The following is a 17,311-nucleotide window of genomic DNA, read 5'->3' as shown; positions in this document are numbered from 1 at the left end:
ACCTAGAATGTTCAAACGCTGGCTCCAACACACGACCATGGCAACGATGGTGGCACTTGCGCCGCTGGTGGCCAAGGCGCAGGAAACGCCAAAGCAGGGCGGCGACATCGTCGTTACCTACAAGGACGATATTACCACGCTCGACCCGGCCATCGGCTACGACTGGGTCAACTGGTCGATGATCAAGAGCCTCTATTCGCGTCTGATGGACTACACGCCGGGCACCCCGGATCTTGTGCCGTCGCTCGCCGAGAGCTTCACCGTTTCGCCCGATGGCCTCACCTATACCTTCAAACTCCGCAAGGGCGTGAAGTTCTCGAACGGCCGCGAAATCGTCGCCTCCGACGTCAAATACTCGATCGAGCGCGCCGTCGATCCGAAGACGCAGGGCCCCGGTGCCGGCTTCTTCGGCGCCATCAAGGGCTTCGAGGACGTGACCGGCGGCAAGGCAACGACGCTTTCCGGTATCGAGACGCCTGATGCTTCAACCGTCGTCTTCAACCTGTCCCGCCCCGACGCCACCTTCCTTCATGTTCTTGCCATCAACTTCGCATCGGTCGTGCCGAAGGAAGCGGTGGAGGCCGCCGGCGGCGATTTCGGCAAGAAACCAGTTGGCTCCGGCACCTTCATCCTGAAGGACTGGACGATCGGTCAGCAACTCGTTTTCGAGCGGAACAAGGACTACTTCGTAAAGGACGTGCCCCATATCGACAGTTTCAAGGTTGAAGTTGGCCAGGAACCGCTTGTCGCGCTGCTCCGTCTGCAGAAGGGTGAAGTCGACATCGCCGGCGACGGCATCCCACCGGCGAAATTCCTCGAGATCAAGAACTCGGCCGATGGTCCGAAGATGATCGTCGATGGCGAGCAGCTGCATACCGGCTACATCACGCTCAACACCAAGATCAAGCCGTTCGACAACGTCAAGATTCGCCAAGCGATGAACATGGCTATCAACAAGGATCGCATCACCCGCATCCTGAACGGTCGCGCCACTCCTGCAAACCAGCCGCTGCCGCCCCTGATGCCGGGGTACGACAAATCCTTTACCGGTTATGCCTACGATGTGGCCAAAGCCAAGGCACTGCTTGCAGAGGGCGGTTATCCAGACGGCTTCGAGACCGTCCTCTACTCGACCAACACCGATCCGCAGCCGCGCATCGCCCAGGCGATCCAGCAGGATCTCGCAGCCGTTGGCGTCAAGGCTGAGATCCGTGCGCTGGCGCAGGCAAACGTCATCGCTGCCGGTGGCACCGACGGCGAAGCGCCGATGATCTGGTCTGGTGGCATGGCCTGGATCGCCGACTTCCCGGATCCGTCCAACTTCTATGGCCCGATTCTCGGATGCTCGGGTGCTGTGGCGGGCGGCTGGAACTGGTCGTGGTACTGCAACGCCGATCTCGACAAGCGCGCGGTCGCCGCCGACTCGATGTCCGATCCGGCAAAGGCCGCAGAGCGCACGGTCGCCTGGGGCAAGGTCTTCACCGACATCATGGCGGATGCACCATGGGTTCCTGTCATCAACGAACGACGCGTCGTGGCCAAGTCGCTGCGCATGGGCGGTGCCGATAACATCTACATCGATCCGACGCGCGTCATCAATTACGACGCGATCTACGTCAACCAATAAGCTCGACAGAAGCGAAGCCTTCCCGGCCAGTCCGGGAAGGCGACAAGATTCCAGGGAGATTTCGATATGTGCGTTGCCTGCACCCATACCATTCACCGCGCCCAGCACAATTTCGGCTGGAACAAGGATTTTGCACCGGCCGTCGTCGCCAGGGCGGGCGAGACCATTCATTTCGAATGCCTTGATTCGTCCGGTGGTCAGCTCGGGCGCGACGCCACGCTTGCGACGTTGAACAATCTCGATTTCGGCAAGATCAATCCGGTGTCCGGCCCGGTTTATGTCGAGGGCGCAGAACCCGGCGACGCACTGAAGGTTACCATCCGCCGTTTCGAGCCTTCGGGCCACGGCTGGACAGCCAATATTCCCGGCTTCGGCCTGCTTTCCGACCAGTTCAAGGATCCGGCGCTGCACGTCTGGTCCTATGATCCAAACAGCATGGCCCCTGCCCTTTATGGCCCAGGCGGCCGTGTACCGCTGAAGCCCTTCGCCGGCACGATCGGTGTGGCGCCGGCTGAGCCGGGCACCCATTCCGTGGTTCCCCCGCGCCGCGTTGGCGGCAACATGGATATCCGCGACCTGACATCAGGCGTGACGCTCTACCTCCCCGTCGAGGTCGAAGGCGCGCTCTTCTCGATCGGCGACACCCACGCCGCCCAGGGTGACGGCGAAGTCTGCGGCACTGCGATCGAAAGCCAGATGAACGTCGAGGCGACAATCGAGCTCGTCAAGGACGCCCGCCTGCAGACCCCGCGCTTCACGACGACCGAGCCTGTCACCCGCCACCTCGACGGCGCCGGCTATGAAGTCACAACCGGCATCGGCCCCGACCTGATGACCGGCGCCCGCGAAAGCCTGATGCGCATGATCGACCTGCTTGGTGCCGAGCATGGGATGAGCGCAGTCGATGCCTATCTGCTCTGCTCTGTCTGCGGCGACCTTAGAATCAGTGAAATCGTCGACCAGCCGAACTGGGTGGTATCGTTCTACTTCCCGAGGATTGTATTCGCGTGACATTGTCTTCCGCAACGCCAGTTCTTTCCATCCGCGACCTCAACGTCGACGCCTTGACGCCTGAGGGCCTCAAGCCGGTTTTGCGGGACGTTGGCTTTGCGCTGGCGAGCGGCGAGACGCTCTGCATTGCCGGTGAATCGGGCTCGGGGAAATCGGTGACCTCGCTCGCAATCATGGGTCTCTTGCCGAAGACGTCGTTGCGCGTCACTTCGGGCAACATTCTGCTCGTAGAGCGCGACCTCCTGAAGCTTTCCAACCGTGCAATGCGCAGCGTACGCGGCGGCGATGTCGCGATGGTGTTTCAGGAACCAATGACCTCACTCAATCCGGTGATGTCGATCGGCGCACAGTTGACCGAGGCGATCCGCGAGCACCAGGGCAGCGAGAATGCAGACGCAGTGGCACTTCATATGCTTGACGCTGTTCAGATCACCGATCCCGCGGGCCGTCTCAAGCAGTTTCCGCACGAGCTTTCCGGTGGCATGCGCCAACGCGTGATGATTGCCATGGCATTGTCCTGCCGCCCGAAAGTGCTGATCGCCGACGAACCGACGACGGCGCTCGACGTGACGGTGCAAGCGCAGATCCTCAAGCTCATGCGCGAGTTGAAGGCGGAATTCGGGACCTCGATCATCCTCATCACCCATGACATGGGCGTGGTTGCCGAAATGGCCGACCGCGTGCTGATCATGCAGAGCGGCCGGATTATCGAAGGGGGACCCTCGGTCGAAATCTTCAATCGACCGCGCGAGGACTATACAAGGCAATTGCTCGCAGCCGTTCCGCGACTGGGCGCGTTCGCGGGAACCGATGGTCCACCTCGGGTCACGCCAGGTGAGGCGGAGCCTCAAAAACCGGGCCTTGTCCCGGTGATGAATGTCCGCGACCTGAACATCACCTACGGTGCCCGGGCAAGCCGCCTCTTCAAAGGAAAGCCGCCGGTTCACGCGGTCAGCGATGTTTCCTTCGACATTAGACCCGGCCAGACCCTTGGTCTTGTCGGCGAAAGCGGATCGGGAAAATCGACGACCGGCAAGGCCGTCCTGGGCCTGATCCCATTTAGCGGCAGCGTCCTTATCGACGGGCAGGATATCGCCGGGCTCAGCCAGCGGGAGATGCGTCCGGTCCGCCGCTCTGCGCAGATGATCTTCCAGGATCCCTACGCATCACTCGACAGCCGAATGGCGGTCGGTGCCGCGATTGCCGAACCGATGGTTATTCATGGCATCGGGACCAGGAGCGAACGACAGGATCGCGTGGCCGAGCTGCTGCGTCGCGTCGGGCTGACACCGGATGCGGCAAGCCGCTATCCGCACGAGTTTTCAGGTGGCCAGCGACAGCGCATTTGCATTGCGCGAGCCCTGGCCGTCGAGCCGAAGCTGATCGTTGCGGACGAGAGCGTCGCCGCCCTCGACGTCTCCGTGCGCGCCCGTGTGCTTGATCTCATGCTCGAGCTGCAGGAGACCATGGGCATCGCCTATCTCTTCATCTCGCATGACATGGCCGTGGTCGAACGAATGTCACACCATGTCGCGGTGATGCGCGGCGGGCGGATCATCGAAACGGGATCACGGCGGGAAATCTTTGAAAATCCCACCAACGACTATACAAGGGCGCTGATCGCCGCGGTGCCAATTCCCGATCCCGCCGCCCAGCGAGAACGGATACATCGCATTGCCTGAACCACGCTGGGGTGCACCGGGTGATCTGGCCTCCGGTCGTGACACCGGCCCACCAAAACCGGTATCAGCGGGGCCCTGTCGCCATGATCATCTCTGCCGCCTTCTCCGCGATCATGATCACCGGTGAGTTGGTGTTTCCGGAAACGATCGTCGGCATGATGGAAGCATCGACGACGCGCAATCCAGCCAGACCGTGCACCCGCAGCGCCGCATCGACGACAGCGAGATTGTCGCTGCCCATCTTGCAGGTTCCGACAGGGTGGAAGATCGTGGTCGCGATGTCGCCGGCACGGCCGATCAACTCGTCGTCGCTCTGAAAGGCCGTACCCGGCAACATTTCCTGCGGCTTGAATTTCGAGATCGCCTTTGTCTGCATCAGACTGCGGGCATGGCGAATGGATTTTGCGGCGAGTATTCGATCCCCTGCCGTCGAGAGGTAATTGGGCCTGATTTCGGGGGCTGCGAAAGCATCCGGACCGGCGATATGGACCGTCCCCCTGCTTTCCGGCCGCAGGTTGCACACGGAGACGGTGACCGCCGGATAGCGGTGAAGCGGTTCGCCCAGCTTGTCGGTACTGAGTGGCTGCACATGATACTCGAGATCGGCCGTCGCAACCGCCGGATCGCTTTTTGCAAAGATGCCGAGCTGGCTCGGCGCCATGGAGAGCGGGCCTGAGCGCCGCAGCGCGTATTCGAGCCCCATGCCGGCGCGCGTAAAGAGATTATGGTAAAGCTGGTTCAGCGTCTTGGCGCCCTCGATGCGGAAAACAGTGCGGATCTGCAGGTGATCCTGCAGATTCTCGCCTACACCCGCAAGCGCTTGGACAACGTCGATGCCGGCGGCCGAAAGCCGGTCGGGCCGGCCGATTCCCGAGAGCTCGAGGATCTTCGGCGAATTGATCGCACCTGCCGAAAGGATGACCTCGCGGCCCGCATGGGCGACATGTGGCTGGCCGTTCAACCGAAAGCGGACGCCGGTTATACGTCGGCCGTCGAATTGCAACCGCTCCGTCTCCGCGCCGGTCAGGACGCGCAGATTGGATCGCTTCATTGCCGGGCGCAGGAACGCCTTGGTGGTGTTCCAGCGCACGCCGCCGCGCTGATTGACCTCGAAGTAGCCCGATCCCTCGTTGTCGCCGTCGTTGAAATCCTCGGTCTTTGGAATGCCGAGCTCCTCAGCCGCATCGCGAAACGCATCGAGGACCGGCCAGGAGAGCCTCTGTCGCTCAACCCGCCATTCGCCTCCTGCCCCATGGATGCCTGACCCGCCGCGATAGTTATCCTCGGATTTGATGAAATAAGGCAGCACCTCATCCCAGCCCCAGCCTCGGTTGCCCGCCTGCCGCCATCCGTCATAGTCGGCCGCCTGCCCGCGCATGTAGATCATTCCGTTGATCGAGGAGCAGCCCCCAAGAACCTTTCCGCGCGGATAGGGAAGCGAACGGCCATTGAGCCCCGCTTCGGGCGCCGTCCTCATCATCCAGTCGGTGCGCGGATTGCCCATGCAGAACAGGTACCCGATGGGGATATGCACCCAGTGATATCGGTCGCTGCCGCCTGCCTCGAGCAGCAGGACGCGATTTGCCGGGTCCGCCGACAGCCGGTTGGCAAGCACGCATCCGGCAGACCCGGCTCCTACGATGATGAAATCGTAGGAGCCGATGTCGACAGCAGCTTGATCTGCAGGTCTGTTCACGCCGCTACTCCCGCCGCCTGCGTCCGTGCCGATGCCAGGCGCCGCCAGATTGGCGCCATCGCTTCGGCGATGTCGCGGTAAAGAGCATACCGCCGCACATAGTGGCCTTCCATGATAGCGTTGGGGGCATAATGACGCTCCATCCGGACCATCGATGTAGCACCTTCGGCAAAATCTGCGAAGACGCCGGCGCCGGTTCCAGCCGTGATCGCTGCCCCGAGCGCGCCCGTTTCGCGCGAGCGCGCGATCGAAACCGGCACACCGAGAATGTCGGCAAATATCTGCGGCCAGATCAGGCTTCGAGACCCTCCGCCCGACAGCACGGCTTCGTTGAAGACGGCCCCTGCCTGGCGCATCGTCTCGATGTGCTGCCGATGGCCGAATGCCACGCCTTCGAATACGGCCCGTACCAGGTGACCCTTGGTATGCCAGCCGGCAACGCCGTAGAAGCCCGCGCGCGCATTGCCGTCCTGCTGCGCTCCGTAGAGGAAGGGGTGATAGAGCGGATCGTCGGCCGCCGGTTCGATCGCAGCGACAAGATCTCCGCAGACGTCAAAGGGCGAGCGCCCGTCCGGCGCCTCCGGGAAGAGTTCGCGCACCAGCCATTCGAGGTTCGCGGCTGAGGTGGCACTCGACTCGATCGCCATGTAGCGCTCACGGTCGAAGGTGGATGACATGAAGACCGGGCCTGCCAGCTGAGACGCTTCGATGATCACCTGGTTGATGCTCCAGGTCCCGGCGATGATCGAGGCCGCACCGGTCCGCGTCACCCCCGACCCGACAGCCGAGGCGACGACGTCGAACAGGCCACCGACCACCGGCGTGCCTGTGGCAAGTCCTGTCTGGGCTGCCGCATCCTCGGTCACATGGCCGGCAATGTCTGAACTTTCGATCAGACGCGGCAGCAGCGCGAGGCATTCGCCAAGACCATAGGCTTCCATCAGCTCCTTGTCGTAGCGCCGATTGGCGACGTCAAGCAGACCGCAGCCTGTCATATCGGAGACGTCGCTGACGCTGACGCCGGTCAGGCGGTTGACGATGAAATCCTTGCAGAGGAAGACGGTGCCGATCTTGGCAAAGGTCTCGTGTCGATGACGCTTCAGCCAGGCGAGCAGTGTCGGCGTCTGCGATGGCCAGGGCCGTTGCTGCCCGATCGGGTAGGTGCGGTCGCCGACGCCCTGTGCCTGCCATTCCTCGACCAGGCCAGCCGCGCGTGTATCCAGCGACTGGATCGCCAGCAGCGGATGACCGTCACGGTCAAGCGCGTAGAGGCCGTTCCCGTGACCGGCGCAGCCGACCGCAATGATCTCCTCGGCCCGGATCCCGGCCTGTTCGATACAGGTACGGATGACCCGGCGGGCATTCGTCCAAAGCTCCTCCAGACCCCGCTCGACATGCCCGGGGTACGGCATGCGGCTATGTCCCTCCTCCGCTGCCGCGGCGATTTCGTTGCCTTCCCGATCGAAAATGACCGCCTTGATGACGGTGTTTCCCGCGTCGAGGCCCAATAGATATTCTGACATGCAGAACCCCTCCCAAGGTCCAGTCCTTGATTCCTAGAGCATTTGCGCGTTTCTTCGAATCGCGAAAGCGCTCCGTCTCGTTGTTTCTACGCAATTCCGGACGCAAAGCCGCTGCGCAGGCTGCTGGAATTGCTCTAGCTACGCTGATAGCGTTCGAATGCTTCTTCGCCGCCCACATCCGCGTGCACGATCGCCATCAACCCGCGCACCACCGCACTTGGATTGGCGTGCTGATAGATGTTGCGCCCGTAGACCATGCCAACGGCGCCCTGTCGCATCAAGGCGGCAGATTTGTCGAAGACGGCGCGAAGATCCTCCTTGCCACCGCCGCGCACAAGAACCGGGCAACGCGCCGCTTCCACGACCCTGTGGAAATCCTGCGCATTGGTCGTCGGGTCGGCCTTGACGATATCCGCCCCCATCTCGCGGGCAAGCCGCGTGAGCGTGACAATCTTGTCGACATCGCCATCGACCATATAGCCGCCCTTTTCCGTCACCGGCTGCATCACCAGTGGTTCGATCATGAGCGGCATGCCGTACTTGTCGCAGTCTGCCCGCACGCGCGAGATGTTCTGCACACACTGGCGAAAGAGGTCCGGCTCGTCGGGCAGCATGAAGAGATTGACGACGACGCAGGCCGCATCCATTTCGATGGCGCCGATCAGCGGTTCGGCCTGGTTCTGCAGCACCGCCCACATGTCGCGGTGACGGATAGGGTTGTAGGGATTGCCCATGTCGATACGCATCACCAGCGCCGGCTTATCCTTGCCGGGGACGTCCTGCAGCAGGTCCGCCTGGCCGTAGTTCATCTGGATTGCATCGGGCGCAGCCTCTACCAGCGCCTTGACGACCGATGGCATGTCTTCGAGGCCGTTGAGGAAGGACGGTTCGTTGCAGACGCCGTGATCGATCGCCACATCCAGGCAGCGACCGCCGCCGAACAGCCGGTTCATCCGGACTTTGCTGTTGTTTCGCATTCTATGCTCCTTTGTTCGTTCCTTGCGGAAAGTGTCGTTTCGTCGACGCCGTGGCGGTCGCGCAAAAGGGTGAGAAACCGGCCGCGTTCTGCAGTACGCTGCGCGGGGCTCCAGCCCTTCTCCGCCGCAAGCAGGTCGAGCACGGCCTCCATCATCTGCAGCGAGAGGTTTCCGGTGATGGCGAGCGTCGTACGCCTCAAGAGCACGTCGTCAAGGCGCTCGACGGATTCGTTGCGGATCAGGAAGAGCAGTTCGCGTTGCGAATAGCCGGGATGCGGCAGCATTGCGTCGGGCTCTGCCGTGATAAAGACGGCGATTGCCTCTGCCTCCGTGCCGTAGCGCGCGAAAAGCTCCGCCATGCGCGCGCCGGAAAGTCCCCTTTCGGCAGCGACCTGCGCAATCCAGGCCGCGCGGTCCAGGGGAAATCGGCGGCCACCCCCGATCGGTCGGTCGGTTGTCGTGACGCGGCGTTTCCTGCCCAGCCGCTCCAGGGTGAGATCGGCTGCGAGCTCGCCGAACGAGCGAAACGTCGTCCATTTGCCGCCGATCATGCACAACACTGCCGGTTCGCCGTCCGTTGCCTCGACAACCGTACAGAAGTGATCGCGCGGAATTCGCCCGGTAAAGCTGTCCGTGCTCGTCGGCAGAGGACGGACGCCCGAGAACTGAAAGCTCACATCATCGGGGCGAACGGTGATCTCGGGAAGCACGAATGAGAGCGATTGCAGGATGTAGTCCCGCTCATCTGTCTCGCAGCGCACGGCTTCCGGGTCGTCGACGCGAATATCGGTCGAACCGACCAGCACCTTGCCCAGATAGGGGAACAGAATGCAGATCCGCCCGTCCTCGTTCTCGTAATAGATCATGTGGTCTGCCAGAGCCTCATAAAGCGCGGCATTCTCGATAATCAGATGAGAACCTTTGGTACCGCCCATCAGGGGCGCCGGCCGCGCTTCCGGCGCAAACAGTGCACCATTGGTGATGTCGATCCATCCACCCGTCGCGTTGATGATGATCGCAGGTTCGATCGTTGCCGAGCCCCCGCCAATATGATCGTGGACGACAAAATGCCCTCCGCCGGCCGGACGAATATCGGCGTAGTTCAACGCCAGCGCCTTGGACCCGGCGCCAATTCCGTCGTCCAGAAGCTCGATGCCAAGGCGCTCTGGATGGCTGACCCATGCATCGTGGTAGGTTGCCGAGCTTTTTACATCAGGATTGAGCGCCGGCCACTTGGCAAGCGTCGCACGGCGACGGCGGAACTGGTGGCGTGGCATCATGGCACGCTTGCGTGTCAGGAAATCATAGATACTCAGCCCGACTTTGATCGCCAGGGCACCCCGGCGGCTCGGCCGGCGGCTCAACCCCAGGAAACGGACAAGACCGTTGCCGAGACCGGAAAAGATGTCGAAGACCGGGACGGTCGTCGGAAGCGGCGCGACGTAATGCGGCGCGTTGCGCAAAAGCCGGTCTCGCTCGACAAGCGATTCCTGCACCAGAGCGAATTCGCCGTTCTCCAGGTAGCGCAGACCACCATGCACCATGCGCGAAAGCGCGGCACTGGCGCCCGAGCAATAGTCCGACTTCTCGACAAGGAGCACGCTGAGCCCCTGCAATGCCAGCTCCCGGAAGACGCTGATGCCATTGATGCCGCCGCCGACGACGCACGCATCCACCTTCGGGCTTTGGCGAAGCCCGTTCAATGTCTCTTCACGATTCATGATGGCAACCCGCTACCTGTCCATATCAGTCAGTTTCGCCGAGATGGCGGCATTGATGGCTCGATGATCGTCCGCGTCGAGCCGGATGGTGCCGGCTCGGGCATTGTCCAATGCCTGCGCGGGATTGCGCGCACCGCAAAGAGCAAAGGTGATGCCGGGCTGTTGAAGCGTCCAGGCGATGACTGTCTGCGCGATGCTGGCGGCGTGCTTATCTGCAACCGGCCTTATAGCGTTGGCGAAAGCCGTTGCTTTCCCGCGGTTGGCCACCGAGAACCGTGGGTTTTCCCGCCGCTGATCGTCGCCGGCAAAGACCCGGTCCGGTCCGACCGCCCCCGACAGCAAGCCGAGTGCGAGGGAGGAATAGCTTAGCGTCGAAATGCCGCTTGTTGCCGTCAACGGCAGGAGATCGGCCTCGACCTCCCGGTCGATCATGCTGAAGCGCTCCTGGATGGCATCGAGACCGCCCACCGAAATATACGCTTCGAGGTCGGCGGGGCTGACATTGCTCGCACCGATCGTCCGGATCTTCCCGGAGGTCTTAAGGTCTTCAAGCGCTCGCATCGTCTCCTCGACCGGGGTGGTGGGATCCTGCCAGTGGGTGATGTAAAGATCGATGTAGTCTGTGCCGAGGCGCCGCAGGCTCTCTTCGATCTCGTGGAAGATGGCATCGCGGCCGAGATACCGGTGAACCGGCTTGCCGTCCTGATCAAAGAAATGCCGGCCTTTCTGGCTATGCCACACGAGACCGCACTTGGTGGCGATGACAGCCTTGTCACGACGTCCGACAAGCGCCTTTCCAACGATCTCCTCGGACCGGCCGAGCCCATAGGCAGGCGCGGTGTCTATCAGTGTCACGCCGGCGTCGAGCGATGCCTGGATCGCGGCGATCGAACCGGCCTCATCCGTGCCGCCCCACATCCAGCCGCCGATGGCCCAGGTTCCCAGGCCTACCGCTGAGGCGGTGATACCTGATGTGCCGATGCTGCGCATCAACTGTTGCCCGCTCATGCCCGATATCCCTTGTCATTTGCCAGCGCGAGAACGCGTGCGCCGGTTGCTTCATCCGTAACCAGCGTATCGAGGTGATGACCGCGCATGACACTCAGGATGGGGCCGGCTTTGTTTGGTCCGCTTGCCACACCGATTTTCATCGGGATCGAAGCGAATTCGGCAAGGGTCAGCGACACCAGCGAGCGATTGAGGCTGTAGTCGCAGACCTGGCCCTGGTCATCGAGCAGATGGGCGAGAAGTTCGCATGAGGCGCCGGAGCGCTCGATTGCGACACGATCCGTGCTCGACGACGGATGCAGGTCGTAATAGCTGGAGTCGTCCGACAGGATGGAGCCGATGCCCACGACCGCAATCTTGGCCTCGCGCCCCCGCTTGAAGACGTCTTCCACCGAGCGCATGTTGATCAACATTGTGCGTTCGGCCGCACTGTCGGCAAAAAGCGGGGCGTGGATCTGGAACGAGCGTCCGCCGAGCCGGTCGGCCATCATCGTCGAGACGTGGTTTACATCGGTGTAGTGCTTGCCCTGGACGCATCCCGTTGCCGGGATGACCTCGACGTCGAAGCGACGTGGCGCCTGAAGGCCGGCAACGACGGCGCTGACGCCCTTGCCGCCCGTAATACAGATGGTGTCGCCATCGGCAATCTGCTCGAGGAGAAGACGCGCGGCAGCCTCACCGACAGATTGCAATGCAGTCTGCGGGTTGTCGGACACGGTCGGCACGACAACCGCGCGGCTGATGCCGCCGAGCGCAAGAAGCTGCTCCTCCATGTCCACCAGCGGCTCGACGGGAGACTTGATCTTGATTTCTACAAGGCCCAACTGGCGGCCGCGCTTGATCAGTCTGTTGACGGTGGCATGAGAGATGCCGAGCTGATCGGCGATCTGCGATTGCGTCAGCCCTTCCAGAAAATGCAGGACCAGCGCTTGGTGCATCTGGCGCGCGACGACGATTTCCTCGCGCGGCGCAGAAAGGGATTTCGGTCTGACAATCGGCATGTCAAGCAGCCTTCCGCTTGTGCAGGAAATGATCGATCGAAACGGCGGCAAGGAGGATGCAGCCCTTGATCATATCCTGCCAATAGACGGAGACATCAAGCAGAATCAGCGAGCTGGTGACCACCGAAAGCAGTGCCATACCCAGGATAGCGCCAAGGATCGTACCCGAGCCGCCGCTCAGCGATGCGCCGCCGATGACAGCCGCCGCAATGATGTTGAGCTCCATGCCGACGCCGAAGGTGGGGGTCGCAGCGCCGAAGCGCGACATGTAGATAACGCCGGCAAGGCCCGACAGCGTGGCACAGAGGACGGTTACCCAGAATTTCACCTGGTTCGTCTTGATCCCGGAATAGAGTGCAGCCTTCTCGTTGCTGCCCGTATAGAAGACCTTGCGGAAGGCCGTTGCCCGGCGCAACAGGAAGTCGAAGACGACGACCACACCGAGGAAGATCAGGATGACATAGGGAATTCCATAGAGCGTGCCCTGTCCCACCGCCTTGAAGGAGGGCGGCAGCGTGAACAGCGAGAGCGGCGTTCCCTTCGTGATGATCAGGCAGACTCCGCGCACGATGACCATCGCGGCAAGTGAGGTGATGAAGTGGTTGAGCCCGATGACCGTGACGAAGAAGCCCATGACGCAACCGATCAATGCACTGGCGAGAATGCCGATCAGCGAGGCGCTCCATGGGTCGAGCCCCAGGAGGAACAGCGATCCGGACAATACCATCGAGAAGCAGACAACGGACCCGACCGACAGATCGATGCCTCCGACGATCAAAAGGATCGTCATGCCGACGACAACGATCCCCTCGACCGAGAATGACATCAGCATCGCCCTGAAATTGCCGAGCGTCAGGAAATGCGGCGAGGCAAAGCTCATCAGGATGCAGAGCGCAAGTATGATCGCGATCAGACCCGCTTCCCGCATCGTCCCCAGTCTTTTCCAGGAAGGAGCGCGCTCCTTCGTCATCGCCAATGCGTGATCTGTCATGGCCTTGTCTCCGGTCCCTGCTTTTTCTTCAGACGGCATGCCCTGATGCCTTCGATGTGTTTTGCTGTCGCGCGCCAATGCCGGACGCGAGCCTCATGATGGCTTCCTCGGTCATCGCATCGCCTCCGACTTCCCCGGCAACCTCTCCTTCGCGAATGACGATCGCCCGGTCGCAAAGACCAAGAAGCTCCGGAAGTTCCGAGGAAATGACGACGATGCCGATGCCGGACTGCGCAAGATCACGCAGCAGGCGATGAATTTCCGATTTCGCGCCGACGTCGATGCCCCGCGTCGGCTCGTCCATGAGGATGACCTTCGGGTTGACCGCCAGTTGCTTGGCGATGGCGACCTTCTGCTGGTTGCCGCCCGAGAGCGACGAGACCGGCATGTCGATGCCCCCCATGCGAACACCAAGACGGCGTGCCAGCTCGCTTGCCCGATCGGCCTCAGCCTTGGCATTCAACATCCCAAATCGACCGGTGAGCTTCTTGAGATCGAGCACGGCGATATTCTGAGCGATCGACAGGTCGAGAAAAACGCCGGAGCCCTTGCGGTCCTCGGACAGATAGACCACGCCGGCGCGCACCGCTTCTGCATAGGACGAGACGCGAAGTGCGCTTCCGTTCAACAGAACTTCGCCTTCGGTGGCATGACGCAACCCGCAGATGCCTTCTGCGATTTCCGTGCGACCGGAGCCGATCAGGCCGCCGATCCCGAGGATCTCGCCCTTGCGGAGTTCGAAGCTGACGCCTTGAAAACGGGCACCGTCGCCAAGATCGCGAACAGAGAGAACGGTTTCGCTCGTACGCTCGGCTTCCGGTTGCTTTTCGGGATAAAGCTGGGTGATTTCGCGGCCGACCATACGACGCACCACGTCGTCAGGCGTCAGATCGGAGACGTTCTCCGTCGAAACATAGCGTCCGTCTCTGAAGACCGTGACGCGATCGCAGAGACTGAAAATCTCCGCCATGCGATGGCTGATATAGACGATCGAGATCCCGTGGGCCTTCAGATCGTTGATGATGCCGAACAGCACCTGCGCTTCTGCCTCCGTCAGGGCCGCCGTCGGCTCGTCGAAGATCAGAACGCGGCAGTCGAGCGTCAGCGCCTTGGCAATCTCCACAAGCTGCTGGCTGGAAATCGGCAGATCGCCAACCTTCTGGCGAACATCGATGGGTGCAAGGCGGTTGATGACCGCCTGCGCATCCCGTTCCAACCTGGCATAATTCATGAAAGGCGACCGCCGGCGGTTCGTCGTCGCCATGAACATGTTCTCGGCAACGGTCGCATCCGGGCAGAGCGCGATTTCCTGGTGGACCAGCCCGATGCCGAGGGACTGGGCAACGGCGGGCGAGGCGATCTTGACGGGCGCGCCATCGACCAAAATCTCACCTTCGTTCGGCTGCAGCACACCCGCGATGATGTTCATCAGCGTCGATTTGCCGGCGCCGTTTTCGCCGCAGAGCGCATGAACTTCGCCTTTTTGAAGGCTGAAACCCACATCCGTCAACGCCGTGATGGCGCCAAAGCGCTTGCTGATATTGCGTATCTCAAGAACCGGCGCTTGCACCATCATCCCCTCCATTTCCACGCTTCTGATCGGCTGTCCGGGGTCCCCGGACAGCCGCACTTCAAAGCTTACTCCTCGATGCCCTTCGTACCCCGGCGCTTGAGATACTTGTCCCAGTAGAAGTCATCGGCATTGGCAGCCGTCACGATCGACAGGCCGTTGTCGACGAAGGGAATGCTCATCGGGTTGAAGCCCGAACGCTTGGCATCGTTCATCGGGTCGATCAGTTCCGGATGCTTGGCAAGCCACAGCATCATGAAGCCCATGTAGCCCTGCATGCCCTGGTTCGGATTGATGGAACCGAACACTTCGCCGGCCTTGATCATGTCGAGGATGTTGGCGTTGACGTCAGCGCACATGACAAGGATTTTGCCGCCGCTTTCCTTGTTGGCCTGAGCCGCACCGATCGCCGAGTTTGCTTCCGGCATGAATACGGCGTTGAGGCCGGGATGCGCCTGGACCAAGCTCATCAGACCTTGATAGGCCTTGTTCGGGTCCTGGTTGGACGCTGCCCTGCCGACGAGCTTCATCTCCGGGTACTTTTCTTCCATCCGCGCGATGAAAGCCGAGATGCGCTTGTCGTGATTGTCCTGTCCCGGATTTTCCAGAACCGCGTATTCGCCCTTGCCGCCAAGCTTCTTTGCAATGGCATCGGCGGCGTAGGTGCCCTCGCGGGTATTGTCCGACGTGATGAAGGAGATACGCTTGGACAGCGGCGAGTCCGCCGCGAAGGTGACGACGGCCGTGCCCTGATCGATCGCGCGATTGATAGGCTCAATGAAAGGGTCCGAGTTCATCGGATGAACGAGGATGCCTGCCGGGTTCTGTGCAAGCGCCTGGTCGAAGGTGGCGATCTGCTTGTTGACGTCATATTCCGGCGTGCCGGTATAGGCGGTTTCGCATCCGAGCTGCTGGCCTGCCTGCTTGAACATCTCATACACCGGGAACCAGTATTCCACGCCCGAGACCATGACGTTCATGACGTATTTTTCGCCTGGCTTGCAACGAAACGGATTTTCCGTTTCTGCAGCCGCTGCCGGCGACATCATTGCTGCGGCGGCCAAAACGGCCAATGCGGTTGTGCTTAGAAAATTGCGCAAAGTTCCTCCTCGAGGCCGAAGCCCCCTCCCAAAAGACGGATGGCGCGGATTGCGCCTTGTTCGTGAAACCGGCTTCCTCCTCGAACTCCGGTGAGCACAACTAACCTCCGGAAAAGACCGTTGTCAATATAATTCACACCATGAAATATATTTCACATTGCAGCTGTTCTTGTTCCATTGACTGGGCGTCGCGGGCGCTGCCACCTGGAAAAGCTATGCGGCTGTCGATGCAACCGGCGAGCAGCAATGATTGCGATTCCGCCGCAGCCTGTTGACCGCCCAAATTATTAACGATCGCTTAACCATATCCATCGTTTACAATCATTAGCGACCCGTGGTGGTCATTGATTCGAGAGCTCGACGCGAAATTTGCGTTGGATGCGAGGAAGACGATTGCGGCGGTCGACAACATGCATGTGCTAAGATTGATAGCCCTTGTCGGGCTAGCAGGTCTTGCTGCCGGTTGCACATCTACGGGCAACGTCAGGCTGCCGAATGGCGCCCAGACTGTGGCAAGCGAGCAGGCGCTTGCGCTGCCGCCGCCCGGTGGCCCATCGATCGTCAGTGTCGTGGAGCACAGGCGCGGCAACGGCGTGGACCAGACGATTTCGCTTTTCACCTCGTCATCGGTACCCGGTCAGAATTCTCTGAAGGTGCAGTTTCTCGGGGGCAGCGGCGCCAATCCCGGCGCCGGCAATGCGCCTTACAAAATGTTCAGCGAAAGCGGACTGTCGCGCGAGATGTTCGCAGCCGTCCCCGGCGTGCCAATGGTGAGGTCCGCGACCTTCCTGCAAAACAGCTACGGTCCGTTCGGCTACGCTTCCGGCAGAAGCCGTGCGGGGGATGCCTGCATCTATGCCTGGCAGCAGATCCGCTCCAGCCGCTCGGCGCAGACACAGGCACGCAATTTCGGGATGATTCAGGTTCGCCTGCGCCTTTGCGACGCGCGCGCGACAGAGCGCCAGCTTCTCGGCATCGTCTACGGCTATACCGTTGTCGGAACGTTGAACGGCGAGATCTGGAATCCCTTCGGCACGACGCAGGGCGCCGATCCCACGCTTGGGCGCCCGGGCAACCCGATCTATCCGGACGAAGGCCAATATCGCAATTCGCCCATGGCAATCGGCTACGAACCGTCGCCGGTTGCGCTTGGCCCGGCACCAGCGCGCCAGGCGGTTGTACGAGCGCCGGCGCCGGCAGCCTTGCCGCAAGCGGTCGGCCCACGTGTGCCGGGTCCTGATATGACCGAAGGTGAACAGCCAGCCGATGCGGGGACTACCCCCGTTGCGATGGCGGCGCCTGCCCAACTGCAAGCGATGACGGCAAGCGGCGTAACGGTGCCGTCGCCGGACTGCATAGGCGACGCGGCCATGACGGCCGCCTGCCGGAGATAGATGACCACAG

General features: G+C 61.6%; 13 protein-coding genes. 4 read left to right on the top strand and 9 right to left on the bottom strand.

What is annotated here, in order from left to right:
• Positions 1-7 precede the first annotated feature (7 nt).
• From AC1D2R_RS06520 to AC1D2R_RS06510, 3 genes are all read left to right on the top strand, one after another.
• Complete coding sequence (locus AC1D2R_RS06520) at positions 8-1,627, top strand: ABC transporter substrate-binding protein (RefSeq protein WP_477965942.1); 1,620 nt, start codon at positions 8-10, stop codon at positions 1,625-1,627.
• Positions 1,628-1,693: 66 nt separating this feature from the next.
• Positions 1,694-2,638: an acetamidase/formamidase family protein gene (locus AC1D2R_RS06515; RefSeq protein WP_477965940.1), complete on the top strand. Its 945-nt coding sequence runs from the start codon at positions 1,694-1,696 to the stop codon at positions 2,636-2,638.
• The gene (locus AC1D2R_RS06510) at positions 2,635-4,320 is read left to right on the top strand and encodes an ABC transporter ATP-binding protein (RefSeq protein WP_477965938.1); all 1,686 of its coding nucleotides are present in this window, start codon (positions 2,635-2,637) and stop codon (positions 4,318-4,320) included. Before AC1D2R_RS06515 ends, AC1D2R_RS06510 begins: the two co-directional genes overlap by 4 nt.
• 64 nt (positions 4,321-4,384) lie before the next feature.
• On the opposite strand, the gene AC1D2R_RS06505 is transcribed toward AC1D2R_RS06510, so the two are convergent.
• The 9 genes from AC1D2R_RS06505 to AC1D2R_RS06465 form a co-directional block, all read right to left on the bottom strand.
• Positions 4,385-6,016 (bottom strand): GMC family oxidoreductase, encoded by a 1,632-nt coding sequence (locus AC1D2R_RS06505; RefSeq protein ID WP_477965936.1) that lies wholly within the window; start codon positions 6,014-6,016, stop codon positions 4,385-4,387.
• On the bottom strand, positions 6,013-7,539 hold the full coding sequence (locus AC1D2R_RS06500) for an FGGY-family carbohydrate kinase (protein WP_477965934.1): 1,527 nt from the start codon (positions 7,537-7,539) through the stop codon (positions 6,013-6,015). The genes AC1D2R_RS06505 and AC1D2R_RS06500 overlap by 4 nt, the downstream gene beginning before the upstream one ends.
• A 134-nt stretch (positions 7,540-7,673) precedes the next feature.
• Positions 7,674-8,516 carry a class I fructose-bisphosphate aldolase gene (locus AC1D2R_RS06495; protein WP_477965932.1) on the bottom strand — a complete coding sequence of 281 codons (843 nt, stop codon included), beginning with the start codon at positions 8,514-8,516 and terminating at the stop codon, positions 7,674-7,676.
• Entirely contained in the window at positions 8,489-10,237 is a 1,749-nt protein-coding gene (locus tag AC1D2R_RS06490) for a glycerol-3-phosphate dehydrogenase/oxidase (RefSeq protein ID WP_477965930.1), read from the bottom strand. Before AC1D2R_RS06490 ends, AC1D2R_RS06495 begins: the two co-directional genes overlap by 28 nt.
• 12 nt (positions 10,238-10,249) lie before the next feature.
• Complete coding sequence (locus AC1D2R_RS06485) at positions 10,250-11,245, bottom strand: aldo/keto reductase (RefSeq protein WP_477965928.1); 996 nt, start codon at positions 11,243-11,245, stop codon at positions 10,250-10,252.
• Positions 11,242-12,246, bottom strand: a complete 1,005-nt coding sequence (locus AC1D2R_RS06480) for a sugar-binding transcriptional regulator (RefSeq protein WP_477965926.1) — start codon at positions 12,244-12,246, stop codon at positions 11,242-11,244. The genes AC1D2R_RS06485 and AC1D2R_RS06480 overlap by 4 nt, the downstream gene beginning before the upstream one ends.
• A gap of 1 nt (position 12,247) precedes the next feature.
• The gene (locus AC1D2R_RS06475) at positions 12,248-13,237 is read right to left on the bottom strand and encodes an ABC transporter permease (RefSeq protein ID WP_477965924.1); all 990 of its coding nucleotides are present in this window, start codon (positions 13,235-13,237) and stop codon (positions 12,248-12,250) included.
• Between the two features lie 28 nt (positions 13,238-13,265).
• Positions 13,266-14,810: a sugar ABC transporter ATP-binding protein gene (locus AC1D2R_RS06470; RefSeq protein WP_477965922.1), complete on the bottom strand. Its 1,545-nt coding sequence runs from the start codon at positions 14,808-14,810 to the stop codon at positions 13,266-13,268.
• Between the two features lie 65 nt (positions 14,811-14,875).
• Positions 14,876-15,907 (bottom strand): substrate-binding domain-containing protein, encoded by a 1,032-nt coding sequence (locus AC1D2R_RS06465; RefSeq protein ID WP_477965920.1) that lies wholly within the window; start codon positions 15,905-15,907, stop codon positions 14,876-14,878.
• Between the two features lie 410 nt (positions 15,908-16,317).
• Between AC1D2R_RS06465 and bcsN the strand changes: the two genes are divergently transcribed.
• Complete coding sequence (gene bcsN / locus AC1D2R_RS06460; protein ID WP_477966066.1) at positions 16,318-17,301, top strand: cellulose biosynthesis protein BcsN; 984 nt, start codon at positions 16,318-16,320, stop codon at positions 17,299-17,301.
• Positions 17,302-17,311 lie beyond the last annotated feature (10 nt).

It is taken from the genome of Rhizobium sp. P1_C7 (assembly GCF_056406295.1).
The sequence above is the reverse complement of the archived record's forward strand: the minus strand, read 5'-3'. Positions and strand labels throughout refer to the sequence as shown.

Excerpts from the sequence above, each read along its gene's own strand:
- AC1D2R_RS06520 (WP_477965942.1), top strand. The coding sequence starts at position 8 with ATGTTCAAACGCTGGCTCCAACACACGACCATGGCAACGATGGTGGCA.
- AC1D2R_RS06515 (WP_477965940.1), top strand. The coding sequence starts at position 1,694 with ATGTGCGTTGCCTGCACCCATACCATTCACCGCGCCCAGCACAATTTC.
- AC1D2R_RS06500 (WP_477965934.1), bottom strand. The coding sequence starts at position 7,539 with ATGTCAGAATATCTATTGGGCCTCGACGCGGGAAACACCGTCATCAAG.
- AC1D2R_RS06495 (WP_477965932.1), bottom strand. The coding sequence starts at position 8,516 with ATGCGAAACAACAGCAAAGTCCGGATGAACCGGCTGTTCGGCGGCGGT.
- AC1D2R_RS06490 (WP_477965930.1), bottom strand. The coding sequence starts at position 10,237 with ATGAATCGTGAAGAGACATTGAACGGGCTTCGCCAAAGCCCGAAGGTG.
- AC1D2R_RS06485 (WP_477965928.1), bottom strand. The coding sequence starts at position 11,245 with ATGAGCGGGCAACAGTTGATGCGCAGCATCGGCACATCAGGTATCACC.
- AC1D2R_RS06480 (WP_477965926.1), bottom strand. The coding sequence starts at position 12,246 with ATGCCGATTGTCAGACCGAAATCCCTTTCTGCGCCGCGCGAGGAAATC.
- AC1D2R_RS06475 (WP_477965924.1), bottom strand. The coding sequence starts at position 13,237 with ATGACAGATCACGCATTGGCGATGACGAAGGAGCGCGCTCCTTCCTGG.
- AC1D2R_RS06470 (WP_477965922.1), bottom strand. The coding sequence starts at position 14,810 with ATGGTGCAAGCGCCGGTTCTTGAGATACGCAATATCAGCAAGCGCTTT.
- bcsN (WP_477966066.1), top strand. The coding sequence starts at position 16,318 with ATGCATGTGCTAAGATTGATAGCCCTTGTCGGGCTAGCAGGTCTTGCT.